An 18,411-nucleotide genomic window follows, 5' to 3' on the forward strand; every position below is an offset into this window, starting at 1 on the left:
GGACCGATGGGAATCCTCGACAAGCACAAGACCATCGAGAAGAACGCGACGCTCCTGCTCGCGCTCAGCTTCGCGGTGGTCACCGTCGGCGGCATCGTCGAAATCGCACCGCTCTTCTACCTCGAGAACACCATCGAAGAGGTGGAGGGCGTGCGCCCCTACGCGCCACTGGAGCTGACCGGGCGCGACGTCTACATCCGCGAGGGCTGCTACGTCTGCCACAGCCAGATGATCCGCCCGATGCGCGACGAGGTCGAGCGCTATGGCCACTACAGCCTCGCTGCGGAGTCGATGTACGACCACCCGTTCCAATGGGGATCGAAACGGACCGGGCCGGACCTGGCCCGCGTCGGCGGCCGCTACTCGGACGAGTGGCACGTCGATCACCTGCTGGACCCGCAGTCGCTGGTGCCGGAGAGCGTGATGCCCTCTTACGCGCATCTCGCCGACACGCGGATCGAAGCCGAGCACATCGCCGACCTGATGCTGACGCACCGGGCCGTGGGCGTGCCCTACACGGACGAGATGATCGAGAACGCCAAGTTGGACTTCGGCGTGCAGGCCAATCCCGACGGCGACTGGGACGGGCTGGTCGAACGCTACCCGGGCGCGCAGGTCCGCAACTTCGACGGCAACCCGGCGCTGACCGAGATGGACGCGCTGATCGCCTATCTGCAGGTGCTGGGCACGATGGTCGACTTCTCGACCTTCGAACCCGACGAAGCGCGGTAAGGAGGGCACGAGCATGGACCGTTACTCGCTACTGCGCGAACTGGCCGACAGCTGGGGCCTTCTGGCGCTGACGCTGATCTTCCTGGGCGTGATCCTCTGGACCCTGCGCCCGGGCTCCGCCGCGCTGCACCGCGACGCGGCGAACGTGCCGCTGCGCCATGACCGCCTGCCGGCGGACGACGAACCCGAGAAGGACCGCTGAGATGGCCCGGAAACTGGACAAGACCGAAGAGATGCCGACCACCGGCCACGAGTGGGACGGGATCCGCGAATACGACACGCCGATGCCGCGCTGGTGGCTATGGACCTTCTACGGGACCATCGTCTGGTCGGCGGTCATGGTGGTGCTCTACCCGGCGATCCCGCTGGTGAACGGCGCGACCCAGGGCATCCTGGGCTACGACTCGCGCGGCGAGGTGGCGCAGGACATCGCCGCCGTGAAAGAGATGAACGCCGCAATCGACCAGCGCCTTGTCGAGACCGAACTGACGGCGATCGCCGCCGATCAGGATCTCAACCGCTACGCCGTGGCGGGCGGTGAAGCGGTGTTCAAGACCTACTGCGCCCAGTGCCACGGGACCGAAGGGGCGGGCAACAAGGCCAGCGGCTATCCTCGGCTTTCCGACGACGCCTGGCTCTGGGGCGGCGACATCGAGGCGATCCACCAGACGATCAGCCACGGCATCCGCTGGGAAGACGACCCCGACACCCGCTTCAGCCAGATGCCGGTGTTCGGCGACAACTACCTCGCCGACGAGGAAATCGCGAACGTGGTCGAATACGTGCTGTCGATCTCCAACCAGGAGCACGACACGGCGATGGCCGAGGCCGGCGCCGAGACATTCCTGAACGAATGCTCAGCCTGCCACGGCGAGAACGGCGAGGGGATGCGCGACCTGGGCGCGCCGAACCTGACCGACGCGATCTGGCTCTACGGCGGGGATCGCGACACGCTGATCGAGACGGTGACCTATTCGCGCAACGGCGTCATGCCGCCCTGGACGGGTCGGCTGACCGAAGCGCAGATCCGGCAGGTGGCGGCCTATGTCCACCAGCTGGGCGGCGGCGAATAGGCCCTTGCGGACAACTCCATCGGGGAGTTGACCTGGGGCGGCGGCGGTTCCTGTTCACGCCATCCCGCCGTCGCCCCTTTTTTATTGCCGAACCCGGCCCCGCAACGGGCCGGGTTTTCTTTTGTATAAGATCCGACCCGGCAGGCACTGCATCAGGGTCTGCACGTCCACCACGCCCGATATGGCTTCGGGACTGCGGGATAGCATTGCCTGCACCCGATCAGGTGCTGCACGCGTATCCTACCGCCGCCTCGCGGTCCCTCGGTCAGCCGCTTTTTCGCCTCGGACCACACCGCGCTATTCATGCAAGCCCGCCCGGGCGCCATCCATGTTATCCTTGGCCCACTGCAAAGCTTGGAAAAAGGGGGACCGGGAATGTCTGACATGGACGACATTCACGCGCTCGATTCGGGCGTTGCCGATGCAATCAACTCCGGAAACGCGGCTGATGCCGCCGCCTGCTACAGCGAGGATGCGGTCATAATGCCGCCCGGTGCGCCGCGAATGGAAGGCAAGAAAGCGGCCGAGTCGTTCTGGCAAGGAGCGATCGACGCCGGTCTCGGTGGCGTGAAGATCACCGCCGACACCGTCGATATTCACGGAGACGCAGCCGTCACGGTCGGAACACTGTCCGGCACAATGGGCGGTCAGGGTCTGGCCGGGAAATACATCGTGGTCTCGCGCAAGACCGCCGACGGCTGGAGGATCCACCGGGACATCTGGAATTTCGACGCCTAAGCGGACGAACCGGGGCCGCAAAAGCGGCCCCGGTCGGTCTCGTGTCAGGCCGGCTGGCTGGCCTCGTCCGGGATCTTGCCGGTCCAGGCACTGCGATCAAGGTCCAGGTCCGGGAAGTTGTCCGGGTTCAGCACCGGTCGCTGCACGCCCGCGGCCAGCTGCTCCCGGAAGTCCTTCAGGATCCGCAGTGCCGTCGGCAGCAGCATCATGATCACCACCAGGTTGACCACCGCCAGCACGCCCATCAGCGGGTCCGAGAAGAAGAACACCGCCGTCGCCCCCGGCGCCACCGCGCCCAGGAAGACGATGCCGATGATGACGAACCGCAGCATGTTCAGCGCCACGGGGCTGGTGGTCATCGTCGTCAGCGCGTTCTCACCCAGGTAGTAGTTGTAGATGATCGAGCTGAACGCGAAGAGCAGGATCATGAACGACAGCAGGTACTGCACCCAGCCGCCCAGGTGCGAGACCAGCGACTGCTGGGTCAGCACGATCCCGTCGATGCCTTCCGCGCCCGGCACGTACACGTCGCTCAGCAGGATGATGAACGCGGTGCACGAGCAGATGAAGATCGTGTCGATGAAGACCGAGAAGCTCTGCGTGATGCCCTGGCTGATCGGATGCCGCACGTCGGCGGTCGCCGCCACGTTCGGGGCCGAGCCCAGCCCCGCCTCGTTCGAGAACAGCCCGCGCCGCAGACCCTGCGCCAGCGCCGCACCCATGCCGCCGCCGACAGCCTGCTCAAGTCCGAAGGCATTGGCGACGATCTGATAGATCGCGCCGGGCACCGAGCCGATGTTCAGCAGGATCACCACCAGCGCCATCACGATGTAGCCCACCGCCATGACCGGCACGACCACGTCCGCCGCCTTGGCGATGCGGTGGATGCCGCCGAACACGATGAAACCCGCGACCACGGCCAGCAGGATGCCGGTATACATCCGGTCGATGCCCATGCTGTCCTGCACCGCGCCCGCGACCGTGTTGCCCTGGAACGCGTTGAAGCCAAGGCCGAACGCCGCGATCAGGCAGATGGCGTAGATCACCGCCAGCCAGCGGAACTCCTCGCCCAGGCCGAACAGGATCGCCCGCGCCGGGCCGCCCCGGAAGTCGCCGTTCGCCTCGCGCCGCTTGTAAAGCTGCGCCAGCGAGCATTCCACAAGGCTCGTCGCCATGCCGACCAGTGCGATCGCCCACATCCAGAACACCGCGCCGGGTCCGCCCAGCGTGATCGCCACCGCGACGCCCGCGATGTTGCCGCCGCCGACGCGCCCGCCGACCGAAACCAGCAGCGCCTCGCGCGCCGAGATCGCGTTCGGATCGCCCGACTGGTTCTTGGACGACAGCACACGGAACATGCGCTTGAAGAACCGGAACTGCGCGAAGCCCGTCAGCGCCGTGATGAAAACGCCGAAGACGACCAGAAGCGGGACCAGCGCCCAGCCCCAGGTCAGGTCCCCGATGAGACCGAAGAATGATTCAAGAAAAGCCACCAGCTTTGCCCCCTGCGATGATGGTTGCCGTGGAAAACGGTTGCAGAATTCGGAGCCTAGGCGTATCCGCGCGGCGAAACAAACAGGTTTGCTCGCGCGTGAGGGGAAAAATACGATGAAGGACCTCAGGATCATCGTGACCGGCGGCACCATCGACAAGGTGCACGACCCCCGGACCGAGGGGCTGGCCTTCGCCCCCGACGGCGCCACGCACATCCCCGAAATGCTGCGCATCGGCCGCTGCCACTTCCCGGTGGTGCAACTGCTGATGCTGAAAGACAGCCTCTATTTCGACGATGCCGACCGCGAGGCGATCGCCGCTGCCGTCGCCGCCGCGCCCGAGCCTGCCGTCGTCGTGACCCACGGCACCGGCACCATGGGCGAGACCGCGCGTTTCCTGACCGGCCGTGTCGGCGACAAGACCGTGGTGCTGACCGGCGCGATGCGCCCGTTCTCGCTGTCGGCCTCGGACGGCGAGTTCAATCTCGGCGCCGCCGTCACCGCCGCCCAGCTGCTGGAGCCCGGCATCTGGGGAGCGATGAACGGCCGGGTCTTCGCCGCCGACAAGCTGAACAAGAACGTCGAGCAGGGCCGCTTCGACGCCTGAGCCTCAGGCGCTCAGCAATCCCGCCAGCGCCAGCGCGGCGGCCAGGAAACAGGCCCCGGTCCTCAGGCTGTTGAGCAGGGTCCAGCGCGGCAGATAGCGCTCCTGCCACATGGCCTGCGCCTCGGCACTGGCGGCGTCCATCCCCGCCAGCGCCTCGTTCAGGGGCACATTGCCCGCCGCCGTGACGCCGAAGACGCCCAGCAGGTAGACCACGCCCGCCAGCCCGATCAGCCCCGCCGCGCCGCCCTGCACCAGCAGGCCGTGCCCGGCCAGCAGCAGCGAGACGGGGACCATGCCCAGGAACAGGGCCATGAACACCCAGCGGAAGACCTCGCGGTTGATCGACTGCATGACGGTGATCCCGGCGGGCGCGCCGCTCAGCGCCAGCGCCCGCATGATGAAGTCCGAAAACGCCAGGAACACCCCGCCCAGCGCCGCATAGGCCAGGACCGAGACCTGCGCGCTCATCGCGAACCATGTCGGCATCGCATCCTCCCCCTCAGCCCCGGCGCCAGAGCGCCAGGGTGACAAGGCCCAGCGCCAGCTCGACCCCGGCGGCGGCGAGGATCGCGCCATCCGGCATCCCGTCGAGCGACACCCCCAGCACCCGCCCCAGACCGTAGCCCAGGTAGAGCACCGTGGCGGTCAGCGCCGCGGTATCGCTCAGCGCCGGTCGCACCGCGCCCGCCAGCATCAGCATGCCGAAGCCCAGAAGGGCGGTGGCCGGGGCGCGCAGTTCGCTCAGCAGGCTGGCCGAGTCCGGCAGGACGGTGCCATAGGCCGCGTGGAACCCGGGCGGATCGGCCAGGATCGCCGCGCCGATGACCAGCACCACGATCCCGTCGAGCGCCAGGATCAGCCGCAGTGCGGTGATCCGGCGCGGGGCGGTTGCACTCATCATGCTCATGCCGGCACCTCTTCGGCCCAGGCGCCCGAGGCCGCCGCGTCGCTTGCGTAGTCGCGGAAGTCCTTCGGCGCACGCCGCAGCGCCCGTTGCACGCCGTCGCCCAGCCACTCGTTGCGGCCATCCAGCGCCTCGCTGGCGACATGGGTGAAGACATCGGCGATAAAGGTGCCGCCGACCTCGGTGATCGCGTCGTGGAACTGCTCCAGCGTGATCGGCGTGTAGCGCACCGGCCGCCCGGAAGCGCGCGACAGCTCCTCGGCCATCTCGTCGAAATGCATCAGGCGTGGGCCGGTGATCTCGTAAAGCTCGCGCGAATGCCGGTCCTCGGTCATCGCGGCAACGGCCACGTCGGCGATGTCGTCCACGTCCACGATCGGCTCGCGCACATCGCCCGCCGGGACCGGGACCACGCCCTGCATCATCGGCTCGCGCAGATAGCCCTCGTCGAAGTTCTGGGCGAACCAGGCGCAGCGCACCAGCGTGAAGTCCAGACCCGAGGCGCGCACCACGTTCTCGCACTCCACCGCATGGGTCTCGCCCCGGCCCGAGAGCAGCACCAACCGGCCCAATCCGGCCTTGAGCGCCGCCTCGCACAGCGCGGCGATCTTGTCGGCGGCGCCGGGAAAGGCGAGGTCGGGAAAGAAGGTCACGTAGGCCGAGGTCACGCCCTCCAGCACCGGACCCCAGGTTGCGGGCGCATCCCAGTCGAAGGGAATGGGCGCGCTGCGGCTGCCGCGGCGCACGGTCAGCCCGCGCGCCTCCAGCCGTTCGGCGACACGGCGGCCGGTCTTGCCGCTTGCGCCGATCACGAGGTGAATCTGGTCCTGCATCGTCATCTCCTGTTGCTTGACTGTGATGCAGGGAATTTGCCCGGCGACGGGGGGCGCCGTATTGTCCGCTCCGGCCATGGTTTTGACCGGTTCGGACAGGCGAAACCGGGGCAGATTTCGCCGTTTACGAAGTTTTCACACTCTTTTCAGCATATATCTCATGGACTTAAGGGGGTTTTCACGATGAAATCCCCGATTTTCACCCTGCAAGCCGGGTCTCAGACCATGCGGATCGCGTCCCGGTCGATCGCCAGCCAATAGCCCTTCCGGGCGACGTTCCGCACCAGCAGTTCCGACACGATCTGGTTGCCCAGCGCGTCCCGCAGCCGCTTGATCCGGACCGCCCCGGCGGCCTCCTCGCAATCCGCCGGATCGCGCCCCGAGATCATCGCCTCGATCGCGGCGCCGGGCAGCACCTCGCCGTCCATCCGGGCCTCGCACAGGACGGCCAGCGTCTCGATCGCCGCCTCGGTCAGCTTGAACTCCATGCTGTTGAGGTAGACCAGCTGCGCCTCGCGGCTGACGATCAGGCTGTTGATCTGGATACCCGCCCGCTCGATCTCGGTCATCCGCCGGTTCAGCGCGACGATGGTCAGCAGGAAGACCAGCGCCACCACCAACAGCCCGGCGGCGAAGACCAGCAGCACGAACAGCAGGAACCGGTAGCTTTCCAGCGTGTCCGAGAACGCGGTCCCCGACGAGGCGAGGATCTCAAGCAGCTTGATCTCGGCATTCGAGGTCAGGTCCGCATTCTCGACGAAGATCCGCTCGACCCGCGCATCGAAAGCGTTGCCGTCGGGCAGGTTGGCGACCATGACCACGGCCACCGCCAGCAGGATGCCCACGACGGCGGCGATGCCCAGCCAGACCACCCGGCCCGCGCCGTTGCCCAGTGCAACCACGGGCCGCGGCGTCTCAGTATCTGAGGAAATTGTCCCCGGCATCCTGCTTCCTCTTGTCCAGCCCCTCGGCGCCGAAGGTCGACAGCACCGTCAGCAGCGTCCAGCCCTCCCGGTCCAGCCGCCGCGAGAGCACCCGCTCGGCCGCGGCGGCATCGCCGCAGGCACGCGGAGGCAATTCGGCGACACCGTAGTGCAGGCGCAAGGGGTTGTCCTTCTTGGCCTTGTAATCGGCATAACACGGCCCCTGCGCCAGCGCGGGCTGGCCCAGGGACAAGGCTGCGAGAGCGAGGGTGAGAAGCAGGCGTTTCATGATGCAACAACCCTGCCCCCGAAAACGCCGGTAATTCAATAACCGCCCTGCCGGGCAAGAGGTGCAAGGCGCTGAAATCGAATAACCGCGCGGCGAAATTGCCTGACATCCGGGGGTGCGGCCAGCGTCGGCTCACATGCCAATCGCAACACGAAGGACCCATCCCATGCGCAAGTTCATCATCACCGGCCTGACCTGCATCGCCGTCACCCTGGCGGGCACCTCCGCCGCATCGGCCCAGACCGCGGGACCGCGGCTCAGCACCGGCGCGATCATCGCCGGTCTGGCCGGCCTCGGCGTCGTTGGGGCGGTGCTCCACGACAAGCATATGGACCGCAAGCGCGAGCGCGCCGAAGACGAGCGGGAACGCGAGCGGAAGGAGGCCGAAGCCGAGGCCAACCGCCAGCAGGCCCACTGGCCCGGCCGCAGCTATCGCCCGGCGCCGGTCGTCCGCCCGGGCCGCGCGCAGACCCCGACCCACGCACCCTGCCTGCGCCGCAAGCTCGTCGACGGCCGCTGGATGACCTACCGCAGCGAGGGCTGCGTCGAGCGCCGCGAGGACCGGTGGGAGAACCGCAACCCGCCCCGCGCCCAGCCGCGTTACAACACGAAGCCGAAGAACAACCACGCCTACCGCGAGGAATGCCTGCGCAAGAAATGGACCCGCAACGGCTGGGAGACCTACACCGCCCCGTCCTGCCTCAAGCGCCGCTGAGGCGCGACCGCCCACCGGGCGGGATGGTCAGCGGCAGCGGCAGGGCGTAATCTGCGTCCTGCCGCTTACTCCGACAAGGCCAGCCATGCCCGCGACCCTTCTGATCCGGCGACCCGCCGGTGCCTGACGCGCGAAGACGCCTGACCCCCGCCGGCCTCGCCCTGCGGTTCGCTCTGCTTCTGGGCGTGCTCCTTCTTCTGAACATGACGCTCGGCGCCTGGATCCGGGGGCTCGAGGACTACATCCGGCCCGAGACGCTGGCCTCACTGCGGCGGGGAGTCTGGATCACCTGCCTGCTCTATGCCCTGCTGCTGGCGCTTCCCTTCGTGCCCGGCGTCGAGGTCGGTCTGGCGATGCTGTCGATGTTCGGGGCCGCAGTGGCACCTCATGTCTACATCGCCACGGTCGGCGGGCTGACCCTCGCCTTCGGCCTTGGGCGACTGATCCCGCTGCCCCGGCTGGCTAGGCTGGCCGGACGGCTGAGGATGCGCAAGCTGGCCGCCCTACTGCGGCGCATCGGGCCGATGACCCCGGCCGAAGTGCTCGAGACCCTGTCGGCGGACGCGCCCGGCCGCTGGGGACCGTTCCTGATCCGCAACCGGCACATCGCCCTTGCGTTGCTTTTCAACTTGCCAGGCAACGCGCTGATCGGCGGCGGCGGCGGCATCGCCATGGTCGCGGGGCTGAGCCGGCTTTACTCGGTGCCGGGGTTCCTGCTGACCGTCGCGCTCGCCGTGGCCCCGGTGCCACTGGCGGTGTGGCTGTTCGGCACACAGTTCCTGGGGACTCGCTGAGGACCGCCATCTCACGAGGCTTTGAAGTCCCTGCGGCCGCGCTGCACTAGGTTACCGGAAACGCTCAACCGTCGGAGAGGATCCATGCCCAAAGCACGCCCCCTCGCAACCCTGACTACCTCCATGCTGGCCGCCGCCCTGCTGACCGGGACCGCCGTGGTCGCACAGCCTGTGCAGCAAGGCCCGAAGAACGCCCCGCAGTTTGAACCGGCCTTCGAGAACCAGACCCGCGCCCCGGCCGAGAACAGCGGCGTTTCGCTGGCGGTCGAGGTGCTGGCCGACGGGCTGGGCCATCCCTGGGGCATCGCCGGGCTGCCCGGCGGCGGCTACCTGGTGACCGAGCGGGACGGCAACCTGCGCGTTCTGCGCGCGGACGGCAGCCTCTCGGGCCCGGTGTCCGGTCTGCCGGACATCGCGGTAAGCGGCCAGGGCGGTCTGCTCGACGTCGCTGTCGGGCCGAATTTCGCCAGCGACCGTATGATCTACTGGACCTACGCCAAGCCCAAGGACCGCGGCTATGTCACCGCTGCCGCGCGCGGCGTGCTCTCCGAGGACATGACCGCGCTTTCGCAGGTCGAGGATATCTTCGTGCAGGAGCCCGTCTCGCCGCAGGACAAGCACTACGGGTCGCGCATTGTGTTCGACGGGCAGGGGCATGCGTTCATCACCACGGGCGAGCACTCGGCCCCCGGCGAGCGAGAGAAGGCGCAGGACCTTGGCACAACTTTCGGCAAGGTGATCCGGGTGACGCTCGACGGCAGCGCGCCGCAGGACAATCCCTTCGTGGGGCAGGCTGACGCGATCGACACGATCTGGTCCTGGGGCCACCGGAACATTCAGGGGGCGGACCTGCACCCCGAGACCGGGCAGCTCTGGACCGTGGAGCACGGGCCGAGGGGCGGCGACGAGCTGAACATTCCCGAGGCAGGGGAAAACTACGGCTGGCCGGTGGTCAGCTACGGGATCAACTACGGCGGCTCGCCCATCGGCACCGGCAAGGCCCGCGCCGAGGGCATCGTCGAGCCGCGTTACTACTGGGATCCGGTGATCGCACCGGGCGGGATGGCGTTCTACGACGGCGGGATGTTCGCCGACTGGAAGGGCGATCTGCTGATCTCGTCGCTGAACCCCGGCGCTCTGGTACGGCTGAGCCTCGACGGCGACACGGTCATCGGCGAGGAGCGTCTGCTGACGAACCAGGGCCGCATCCGCGACGTCGAGATCGCGGACGATGGCGCGATCCTGGTGCTGGTCGATGCGAACAACGGAAAGGTGCTGCGGCTGACGCCAGAGGGGGTCGGAAACTAGGTCTCGCGCACGATGTTCGCGGCCAGCGCGTCCAGCTGCTCGCGATATCCGGTGACCTGTGACGGCAGCAGCGGGTTCGAAGTGATCGCGATGGTCAGGTCCTTGGACGGCAGTACGTAGATCATCTGCCCGCCATAGCCCCAGCCGAAATGCGTCGGCACCCCGGCCAGCGGGCGCAGGAACCAGCAATACCCGTAGTAGGCCCCCGACATGGGCGACTTGGTGCGGGGGGTCCAGGCCGCGTTGATCCAGTTGTCCGAGACCACGCAACTGCCGTCGAGGGCGCGGCCACCCCGGCGGTAGAGCTCTCCGAACGCCAGCAGCGACCGGGTCGTCATCGACATCTGGTTGCCGCCGAAATAGATGCCCTGCGGGTCGCGATCCCAGCCGAGGATCTCGAACCCCTCGACCGGGCCCAGCCAGTCAAGCGCCAGATCCAGCATCGATCGCCCGCTGGCACGGGTCAGGATCGCCGAAACCAGGTGCGTCGAGGCGCTGGAGTACAGCATCTCCTCGCCCGGCTCCGAGACGAACGGCGCGGCGAGCGCGGTTTCGACCCAGTTCCGGCTGGAGACCCAGCGCCCGTAGTTCTGGCCCGACATCGGCTCCAGCCCGGCGCGCATCGACAGCAGATCGCCCACTGTGATCCGCCAGAGGCGCGGATCGGGGTTCTCGGGGAACCGGTCCTCGAGGAACGGCGCGATCGGATGGTCGGGGCCGCTCAGGACGCCGCGGTCTATGGCGATGCCGGCAAGCGTGGCGATAACGGATTTCGAGGCTGACTTGATGTTGGTCCGGCTGCCCGAGTTGAACCCGTTGAAGCCCCGGTCCGCGACGATCCGCCCGCGATGCGCGACCAGTACCGCGCGCAGCTGGCGGGTTCCCGCGACGCTTTCCAGCACGGGGTCGATCGCGGCGGTGGCGGGAGACGCTGCCAGGGCCGTGGCGCCAGCCAGGAAACGTCTGCGGGACAGTGACTTCATGACTCGGGCACTAATAACGCGAACTGGGCAGGATTTTGCTCGGCTCATGGCGGTCTGGTCAAGCCGGGAGCCCGCATTTTGCTTTTCTTTTCTCACGATTCGGGTCATAAGCCCCGAATTGCGCGCGTGGGGCGTTCCCGCGCGCGTTCCCGATTCCGGACGCACCCTGCTGGACGACATCCCGGCCGCGGCCCGTTCCGGAACGAACGACAACGAAGGAGCATACGATGTCGATCACTCCCGAGCTCAAAGAGCAGCTCATCAAGGAATACGCCACCAAGGACGGCGACACCGGTTCGGCCGACGTTCAGATCGCGATCCTCACGACGCGCATCACGAACCTGACCGAGCACTTCAAGACCCACAAGAAGGACAACCACTCGCGTCGTGGCCTTCTGAAGCTGGTCGCCCAGCGCCGCAAGCTGCTGGACTATGTCCGCCGCAACGATGAAGAGCGTTACAAGTCGCTCATCACCAAGCTGGGCATTCGCCGCTAAGCCTTGCAGGACGGCGCCCTTCGGGGCGCCGTTCGCATTCATGGGGCGGTCGTGCCGCGCGCCCCGAGACCCCGCGGCACATGTCCGAACGGGCCGTCCGACCCGCCCCCGGCGGCACGGCCCAGGATGAGATGAAACGGGGGATGGCGGCCCGCTGCCAGGGGGCGGGGGCCGCGAGAGGATGACGAACATGTTCAACATCACCAGGAAATCCATCGAGTGGGGGCACGACACGCTCACCCTCGAAACCGGCAAGATCGCCCGTCAGGCCGACGGCGCCGTGGTCGCCACCTATGGCGAGACCAGCGTCCTGGCCGCGGTGGTCTTCGAGAAGCAGCCGAAGGTCGGCTTCGACTTCTTCCCGCTGACCGTCCACTACCAGGAAAAATACTACGCGGCCGGCAAGATCCCCGGCGGCTTCTTCAAGCGCGAGGCGCGTCCGACCGAGAAAGAGACGCTGACCAGCCGCCTGATCGACCGTCCGATCCGCCCGCTGTTCGCCGAAGGCTTCAAGCACGAGACGCAGGTGATCTGCACCGTGCTGAGCCACGACCTGGAAAACGACCCGGACGTGGTCGCGATGATCGCCGCCTCGGCCGCACTGACCATTTCCGGCGTGCCGTTCCGCGGCCCGATCGGCTGTGCCCGCGTCGGCTTCGTAGATGGCGACTACATCCTGAACCCGGCGGTCGAGGACATGGACGGCCTGCGCTCGAACCCCGAGCAGCGTCTGGACCTGGTCGTCGCCGGCACCAAGGAAGCCGTGATGATGGTCGAGTCGGAGGCTTACGAGCTGTCCGAGGCCGAGATGCTGGGCGCCGTGAAGTTCGGCCATGACCAGATGCAGCCGGTCATCGACATGATCACCGAGTTCGCCGGCGAGTGCGCCAAGGACCCCTTCGACTACCAGCCGCCCGAGTACGGCGCGCTCTACGACAAGGTGAAGGGCCTGGGCGAAGAGGCGATGCGCGCCGCCTTCGCGATCACCGACAAGCAGGAGCGTCAGGCCGCCATCAGCGCCGCGCGCGAAGCGATCCGCGAGGGTCTGTCGGAGGAAGAGCTCGAGGACAAGAACCTCGGTTCGGCCATCAAGAAGCTGGAAAGCTCGGTCCTGCGCGGCGATGTGATCTCGACCGGCCGCCGCATCGACGGCCGTGACCTGACCACCGTCCGCCCGATCGTTTCCGAGGTCGGCCTGCTGCCGCGGACCCACGGCTCGGCGCTGTTCACCCGTGGCGAGACTCAGGGCCTGGTCGTGACCACGCTGGGCACCGGCGACGATGAGCAGATCATCGACGCACTGCACGGCGAGTCGCGCTCGAACTTCCTGCTGCACTACAACTTCCCGCCGTACTCGGTCGGTGAAGCGGGCCGCATGGCTGGCCCCGGCCGCCGCGAGATCGGTCACGGCAAGCTGGCATGGCGTGCGCTGCAGGCGGTTCTGCCCGCCGCGACGGACTTCCCCTACACCATCCGCCTGGTCTCGGAGATCACCGAGTCGAACGGCTCGTCCTCGATGGCCTCGGTCTGCGGCGGTTCGCTGTCGATGATGGACGCGGGCGTTCCGCTGAAGGCGCCGGTCGCCGGTGTCGCCATGGGCCTGATCCTGGAAGAGGACGGGCAGTTCGCCGTTCTGACCGACATCCTGGGTGACGAGGATCACCTCGGCGACATGGACTTCAAGGTTGCCGGGACCGAAGCGGGCATCACCTCGCTGCAGATGGACATCAAGGTTGCCGGCATCACGCCCGCGATCATGGAGCAGGCCCTGGCGCAAGCCAAGGACGGCCGGATGCACATCCTGACCGAGATGGGCAAGGCGCTGACTGAAGGCCGGACCGAGTTCTCGGCCCACGCCCCGCGCATCGAGACGATGAACATCCCGACCGACAAGATCCGCGAAGTGATCGGCTCGGGCGGCAAGGTCATCCGCGAGATCGTGGAAACCTCGGGCGCCAAGGTCGACATCAACGACGATGGCGTGATCAAGATCGCCTCGCCGAACGCCGAAGCGATCGAGAAGGCCCGCGGCATGATCCACTCGATCGTCGCCGAGCCGGAAGTTGGCCAGGTCTACACCGGCAAGGTCGTGAAGATCATGGACTTCGGCGCCTTCGTGAACTTCTTCGGCAAGCGCGACGGCCTGGTGCACGTCAGCCAGATGGCTGCCGGCCGCATCGGCCATCCGAAGGACGTCGTCCAGGAAGGCCAGGAAGTGAAGGTCAAGCTGATGGGCTTCGACGACCGCGGCAAGGTCCGCCTGTCGATGAAGGTCGTCGACCAGGAGACCGGCGAGGAGATCAAGGAAGAGGCGTGATCGCCGCTTCCTGATGATCCAGCGCGGGCGCCCCTCGGGGCGCCCGTTTTCATTTGGGCAGGTGGTGCCCCGTCCGGCGATACCTGCTTTCAGGGCAGCGGCGCCGGGTCATCGCTCAGCGTGCGCATGTAGGCGATCAGGTCGATCCGGTCCTGCTCTAGAGGAATGCCGACGCCCCACATCGTCGTCCCAGGGACGAACGCGCCGGGGTTGGCAAGGAAGCTGTTAAGCTCGTCGTAGGACCACGTCCCGCCCAGTTCTGCGAGGGCGTCGGTGTATTTGACGCCGGGCTGGCTGGCCTTCGGCTTGCCGACGATGTCCCAGAGTTTCGGATTCTCGCTCGCTTCGAGATCACGGTCGGCAATGTCGCCATGGCAATACTGGCAGCGGCGCCGAAGCTCGCCGCCCCGCTCGATGTTGGCTTCGGCGAGGCGGGATTCTATCGAGGGCTGTGCGATCCGGTCGAGTGCGCCCGCCGCCATCAGCTGATCGACGACGGCCTGCCGCTTCAACATCGTCGCGAAGTGAAGCGCGGTTCCCGCCTCGGTCGTGAGGTTCGGATCCGCCCCAGCCCCGAGGAGGGTCGCGATGATCTCACCTCGCCCCGTTTTGGCCGCCGCCATGAGCGGAGTCTCAGACACCTGCTCGGCGTTCGCGACGGCGTTCGGGTTGGCACCGGATTCGAGAAGCAGCTCCACGGCCTCCAGCTTGCCCCATTTGACCGCGACGTAGAGCGCGGAAACCCCGGGCGAGGACGTTCCCTCGGTGCTCGGCTGATCGACTGGCGTGCCTTCGGCGAGTAAGCGCGACAACGCCTCGACGTCACCCTGCTTGGCCGCGAGGTGTATGGGTTCCGCGGTCGCGCTTGCGGCGCAAAGGAACGCCGCGACGAAGGTTTTCTTTTCGAACCCCATTCTCCCCTCCACAGATATTACTCCGGGATAGTACTTTCGCAGGGGAAGATTTTCCACTTGGCAGGGCGCGTACAGCCGTCGGCTGACTGGCTAGAAACTGAAGATCTCGCCGATGTTCTCGATGATCGCGACCAGAAGCAGGACACCAGCAATCAACAGGGCGAGCCACCAGAGGTACTGGAACAGGATCGCCGCGACGCCGAGGCATGCGCCATAGACCGAGTAACGCCAGTTCTCGCGCAGGACACCCGATACCAGCGACAGGACGACCGCGATGATGCCTAGGATCGGGGCCGCGAAGGCGAGATAGGTCCAGATCGCAACCGGTTCGGGTTCCGGCTTGGGATTTTCGAGACCGAAGAAGGACCGCCAAGCGGAGCGTTTGATTTCGCCCGCGATCTCGCCGACCTGGGTCGCGGCGGAGGGGCCGGGTTGCAGCGAGGGGCCCACCATCTGGGCAAACACGAGCGTCAGCGCCAGTGCGCCGGTCAGCACCGCCCAGGCCCCCCAGTTGCGGAACGGATGCTCCGTGACCTGTTCAGACATGAGTCTCTCTCCCCAATCCGCTACCACTATGCCCGAATCTGTGGCGAAAGTCTGTCAGGCGGCTCGGCTGTCCGCTGCCAGCAGCGCGGCCATGCGGCGGGCGGCGGCCAATGAAGCGTCGCCCATCGTGACCCAGCTTTGCGTCAGGCCTTCGAGGATCAGCGTCAGTTCCGGCTCACGGCCCTCCAGCCTGCATGCCGATGCGACGGCGCGGGCCATCTGCGACTTGTGGCGCGAGAGCATCTCGCGCAGGGCGGGATCGTCGGGGGCGGCGGCCACGGCGGCATGGAACAGGCAGCCCTGCGGCGCCTCGGTCCGCATCCAGTCGGCGACCCGCTCCAGCACGGCGTCGAGAGTGCCGCTTTCGGGCAGGTCCCGGGTCAGCCGGTCCATGTAGCGGGCGTGGCGATGCTCCAGCGCGATCAGCACCATCTGCCCGCGCGACGGCGCATGGCGATAGAGCGTGCGGAGCGACACGTCGCAGGCCGCGCGCAGGTCGTCCACGCTGGCCTGTGCGAAGCCGTGGCGGGCGAATGCGCGCTCCAGCCCGGCGGCGATACGGGTTTCGGTCGGTTCCATGCTTGACGAGGTAGAGTGAACGTTCTACCTGCGCAAGTAGAAGGATCGTTCTACCCGAAACGGAGACGAAGATGCAGGATATTCCGACCACCATGCGCGGCGTGATTCTGACCGGCCACGGCGGCCCCGAGAAACTGGAATGGCGCGAGGATCTGCCGGTGCCGCGCCCTGCGCCGGGGCAGGTGCTGATCCGGGTCGGGGCGTCGGCGGTCAACAACACTGATATCAACACGCGCATTGGTTGGTACTCGAAGTCCGTTCGTGGCGACACGGCCTCGGGAGCCTCGGGCTATGACGATGCGCCCGAAGATGGTGGGTGGTCCGGCGCACTGACCTTCCCGCGGATCCAGGGCGCCGACTGTTGCGGGCGGATCGTGTCCGTGGGCGACGGCGTCGACGCAGCGCGCGTGGGCGAGCGGGTCATGGTCCGCCCGATGCAGACGCCGAAGGACCCAGAGAGCACGCTGCCGCTGGTGACCTTCGGCTCGGAATACGACGGGGCCTTCGCGGAGTACACGGTGACCTGGGCGGTGGACGCGGTCCCGGTAAGCTCGGACCTGACCGATGCGGAACTGGCCAGCTTTCCCTGCGCCTTCTCGACTGCCGAGGGGATGATCCAGCGCGCCGCGCTCGGGGCCGAGCGGGTGCTGATTACCGGGGCCTCGGGCGGCGTCGGCTCGGCGGCGATCCAGCTGGCGAAGCGGCGCGGCGCGCATGTGACGGCGGTGACCACCCCGGCCAAGGCGGACACGCTGCACGAGCTGGGCGCGGACGCGGTTCTGGGGCGCGAGGATGCGCTGCCCGAGGAGGCGTTCGACGTGGTGCTGGACCTTGTCGGCGGACCGCGCTGGCCGCTGCTGCTGGACGCGCTGCGCTCGGGCGGGCGCTATGCGGTGGCGGGCGCAATCGCCGGGCCGATCGTCGAGCTGGATCTGCGGACGCTGTACCTCAAGGACCTGACCCTGTTCGGCAGCACAAGGCAGGAGGATTCGGTCTTCACCGATCTCGTGGGCTATATCGAGCGTGGCGAGATCCGCCCGCTGATCGCCGAGACTTACGCCCTGCGCGACATCCACGCTGCGCAGGCGGCCTTTCAGGACAAGGGCTATACCGGGAAGATCAGCCTGGTTCTGGACTAGCCCGGCAGGCGCGATCGGCCGCGAGTGAGTGTTAGCGCGAACATCCGCGCGCGGGCAGGCTTTGCGCCCCCGTGGCTTCGCGTTAAACAGGATCCACGGCAGGACGGCCCAGGGGAGCGGCATGCGCATCGGATTCGACTACGGCGGCACGAAGATCGCCGGCATCGCGCTGGACAGCGACGGCAAGACGCTGGCGACCGGCCGGGTGCCGACGCCGCGGCACGACTACGACGGCGGCATCCGCGCGATCCGAGGTTTGATGGAGGCGCTGGAGGCGGACGCCGGCCGCACCGCCGAGCGGATCGGCATCGGCGTGCCCGGCTCGGTCGACCGGGATACCGGGCATGTGTCGATGGGCAACTCGGTCTGGCTGCACGGGCGCGACCTGCGGGGCGATCTGCGCGCGGCTCTGGAACGGCCCGTCGCGGTGGCGAACGACGCCAACTGCTTCGCCCTGTCCGAGGCCGTGGATGGCGCGGGCGCCGGGGCGCAGGTGGTCTTCGGCACGATCCTCGGCACCGGGGTCGGGGGCGGTATCGCCGTGCATGGCCGGATCATCGAGGGTATCAACGCGATCGGCGGAGAATGGGGGCACATCCCCCTGCCTGATCCGACCGACGACGAGCGTCCCGGCCCGCTGTGCAGCTGCGAGCGGCCCGGGCATACCGAGGCCTGGCTTTCGGGCCCCAGCCTGAAAGCCGACCACGAGCGGGTTTGCGGCTTGCAGCAGGGTACGGGGCCCGATGCGCCGCAGATCGCCGAGATGGCGGCGGCGGGCGATCCGCAGGCCGAGGCGACGATGCGGCGCTACGAGGATCGCCTGGGGCGCTCGCTGGCGGTGATCGTCAACGTGCTGGACCCGGACGTGATCGTGCTGGGCGGCGGCGTGTCGAACATCGACCGGCTGTACGAGACCGTCCCCGACAAGATCCGCCCGCATGTCTTCGGCGACCGCTTCCGCACACGGCTGGTGAAGAACGTGCACGGGGATTCCTCGGGGGTGCGCGGGGCGGCCTGGCTTTAGGTT

At 67.5% G+C, this 18,411-nt stretch carries 22 protein-coding genes; 12 read left to right on the top strand and 10 right to left on the bottom strand.

Annotated features, from left to right (window positions below):
* The first annotated feature begins 6 nt into the window (after positions 1–6).
* The 4 genes from ccoO to ACW9UR_RS18170 all read left to right on the top strand — a co-directional run bounded on the left by ccoO (position 7) and on the right by ACW9UR_RS18170 (position 2,543).
* Positions 7–732 carry a cytochrome-c oxidase, cbb3-type subunit II gene (ccoO, locus tag ACW9UR_RS18155; protein WP_458918463.1) on the top strand — a complete coding sequence of 242 codons (726 nt, stop codon included), beginning with the start codon at positions 7–9 and terminating at the stop codon, positions 730–732.
* Between the two features lie 13 nt (positions 733–745).
* Entirely contained in the window at positions 746–934 is a 189-nt protein-coding gene (locus ACW9UR_RS18160; RefSeq protein WP_458918464.1) for a cbb3-type cytochrome c oxidase subunit 3, read from the top strand.
* Between the two features lies 1 nt (position 935).
* Positions 936–1,805 carry a cytochrome-c oxidase, cbb3-type subunit III gene (ccoP, locus tag ACW9UR_RS18165; RefSeq protein WP_458918465.1) on the top strand — a complete coding sequence of 290 codons (870 nt, stop codon included), beginning with the start codon at positions 936–938 and terminating at the stop codon, positions 1,803–1,805.
* Positions 1,806–2,180: 375 nt separating this feature from the next.
* Entirely contained in the window at positions 2,181–2,543 is a 363-nt protein-coding gene (locus ACW9UR_RS18170; RefSeq protein ID WP_458918466.1) for a YybH family protein, read from the top strand.
* A 44-nt stretch (positions 2,544–2,587) separates the two neighbouring features.
* Here ACW9UR_RS18170 and ACW9UR_RS18175 read toward each other — a convergent pair whose 3' ends face one another.
* The gene (locus ACW9UR_RS18175; protein ID WP_458918467.1) at positions 2,588–4,036 is read right to left on the bottom strand and encodes an alanine/glycine:cation symporter family protein; all 1,449 of its coding nucleotides are present in this window, start codon (positions 4,034–4,036) and stop codon (positions 2,588–2,590) included.
* Between the two features lie 115 nt (positions 4,037–4,151).
* Between ACW9UR_RS18175 and ACW9UR_RS18180 the strand changes: the two genes are divergently transcribed.
* Positions 4,152–4,643 (top strand): asparaginase domain-containing protein, encoded by a 492-nt coding sequence (locus ACW9UR_RS18180; RefSeq protein WP_458918468.1) that lies wholly within the window; start codon positions 4,152–4,154, stop codon positions 4,641–4,643.
* 3 nt (positions 4,644–4,646) lie between these two features.
* On the opposite strand, the gene ACW9UR_RS18185 is transcribed toward ACW9UR_RS18180, so the two are convergent.
* The 5 genes from ACW9UR_RS18185 to ACW9UR_RS18205 form a co-directional block, all read right to left on the bottom strand.
* Positions 4,647–5,129 carry an anthrone oxygenase family protein gene (locus ACW9UR_RS18185; protein ID WP_458918469.1) on the bottom strand — a complete coding sequence of 161 codons (483 nt, stop codon included), beginning with the start codon at positions 5,127–5,129 and terminating at the stop codon, positions 4,647–4,649.
* 13 nt (positions 5,130–5,142) lie between these two features.
* Positions 5,143–5,550 carry a DUF4345 domain-containing protein gene (locus ACW9UR_RS18190; protein ID WP_458918470.1) on the bottom strand — a complete coding sequence of 136 codons (408 nt, stop codon included), beginning with the start codon at positions 5,548–5,550 and terminating at the stop codon, positions 5,143–5,145.
* Positions 5,547–6,380 (bottom strand): SDR family oxidoreductase, encoded by an 834-nt coding sequence (locus ACW9UR_RS18195; RefSeq protein WP_458918471.1) that lies wholly within the window; start codon positions 6,378–6,380, stop codon positions 5,547–5,549. Before ACW9UR_RS18195 ends, ACW9UR_RS18190 begins: the two co-directional genes overlap by 4 nt.
* Before the next feature lie 218 nt (positions 6,381–6,598).
* Complete coding sequence (locus ACW9UR_RS18200) at positions 6,599–7,324, bottom strand: winged helix-turn-helix domain-containing protein (protein WP_458918472.1); 726 nt, start codon at positions 7,322–7,324, stop codon at positions 6,599–6,601.
* A complete protein-coding gene (locus ACW9UR_RS18205; RefSeq protein WP_458918473.1) occupies positions 7,296–7,592 on the bottom strand; it encodes a hypothetical protein in 297 nt (98 codons plus the stop codon). The genes ACW9UR_RS18200 and ACW9UR_RS18205 overlap by 29 nt, the downstream gene beginning before the upstream one ends.
* Before the next feature lie 166 nt (positions 7,593–7,758).
* Here ACW9UR_RS18205 and ACW9UR_RS18210 point away from each other — a divergent pair, with 166 nt between their 5' ends.
* The 3 genes from ACW9UR_RS18210 to ACW9UR_RS18220 all read left to right on the top strand — a co-directional run bounded on the left by ACW9UR_RS18210 (position 7,759) and on the right by ACW9UR_RS18220 (position 10,409).
* Positions 7,759–8,307, top strand: a complete 549-nt coding sequence (locus tag ACW9UR_RS18210; RefSeq protein ID WP_458918474.1) for a hypothetical protein — start codon at positions 7,759–7,761, stop codon at positions 8,305–8,307.
* A 119-nt stretch (positions 8,308–8,426) separates the two neighbouring features.
* Positions 8,427–9,101, top strand: coding sequence for a hypothetical protein (locus ACW9UR_RS18215; protein ID WP_458918475.1), 675 nt, complete (start codon positions 8,427–8,429; stop codon positions 9,099–9,101).
* Positions 9,102–9,185: 84 nt separating this feature from the next.
* Positions 9,186–10,409 carry a PQQ-dependent sugar dehydrogenase gene (locus ACW9UR_RS18220; protein WP_458918476.1) on the top strand — a complete coding sequence of 408 codons (1,224 nt, stop codon included), beginning with the start codon at positions 9,186–9,188 and terminating at the stop codon, positions 10,407–10,409.
* Here the strand turns inward: ACW9UR_RS18220 and ACW9UR_RS18225 are convergent.
* A complete protein-coding gene (locus tag ACW9UR_RS18225) occupies positions 10,406–11,392 on the bottom strand; it encodes a serine hydrolase domain-containing protein (protein WP_458918477.1) in 987 nt (328 codons plus the stop codon). The genes ACW9UR_RS18220 and ACW9UR_RS18225 overlap by 4 nt on opposite strands.
* 227 nt (positions 11,393–11,619) lie before the next feature.
* Between ACW9UR_RS18225 and rpsO the strand changes: the two genes are divergently transcribed.
* Both rpsO and pnp read left to right on the top strand, forming a co-directional pair.
* A complete protein-coding gene (gene rpsO, locus ACW9UR_RS18230) occupies positions 11,620–11,889 on the top strand; it encodes a 30S ribosomal protein S15 (RefSeq protein ID WP_458918478.1) in 270 nt (89 codons plus the stop codon).
* Positions 11,890–12,079: 190 nt separating this feature from the next.
* Positions 12,080–14,206, top strand: coding sequence for a polyribonucleotide nucleotidyltransferase (gene pnp / locus ACW9UR_RS18235; protein ID WP_458918479.1), 2,127 nt, complete (start codon positions 12,080–12,082; stop codon positions 14,204–14,206).
* A gap of 89 nt (positions 14,207–14,295) precedes the next feature.
* Here the strand turns inward: pnp and ACW9UR_RS18240 are convergent, their stop codons facing one another.
* The 3 genes from ACW9UR_RS18240 to ACW9UR_RS18250 all read right to left on the bottom strand — a co-directional run bounded on the left by ACW9UR_RS18240 (position 14,296) and on the right by ACW9UR_RS18250 (position 16,245).
* The gene (locus ACW9UR_RS18240; RefSeq protein ID WP_458918480.1) at positions 14,296–15,120 is read right to left on the bottom strand and encodes an ankyrin repeat domain-containing protein; all 825 of its coding nucleotides are present in this window, start codon (positions 15,118–15,120) and stop codon (positions 14,296–14,298) included.
* Positions 15,121–15,210: 90 nt separating this feature from the next.
* Positions 15,211–15,666 (bottom strand): hypothetical protein, encoded by a 456-nt coding sequence (locus ACW9UR_RS18245; protein WP_458918481.1) that lies wholly within the window; start codon positions 15,664–15,666, stop codon positions 15,211–15,213.
* A gap of 54 nt (positions 15,667–15,720) precedes the next feature.
* Positions 15,721–16,245 (bottom strand): TetR/AcrR family transcriptional regulator, encoded by a 525-nt coding sequence (locus tag ACW9UR_RS18250; RefSeq protein WP_458918482.1) that lies wholly within the window; start codon positions 16,243–16,245, stop codon positions 15,721–15,723.
* A 71-nt stretch (positions 16,246–16,316) separates the two neighbouring features.
* Here ACW9UR_RS18250 and ACW9UR_RS18255 point away from each other — a divergent pair, with 71 nt between their 5' ends.
* Together ACW9UR_RS18255 and ACW9UR_RS18260 are read left to right on the top strand one after the other, a co-directional pair.
* Positions 16,317–17,384 (top strand): alcohol dehydrogenase family protein, encoded by a 1,068-nt coding sequence (locus ACW9UR_RS18255; RefSeq protein ID WP_458918483.1) that lies wholly within the window; start codon positions 16,317–16,319, stop codon positions 17,382–17,384.
* A gap of 121 nt (positions 17,385–17,505) precedes the next feature.
* Positions 17,506–18,408: an ROK family protein gene (locus ACW9UR_RS18260; RefSeq protein ID WP_458918484.1), complete on the top strand. Its 903-nt coding sequence runs from the start codon at positions 17,506–17,508 to the stop codon at positions 18,406–18,408.
* The last annotated feature ends 3 nt before the right edge of the window (positions 18,409–18,411 follow it).

It is taken from the genome of Halovulum sp. GXIMD14794, from assembly GCF_054457455.1.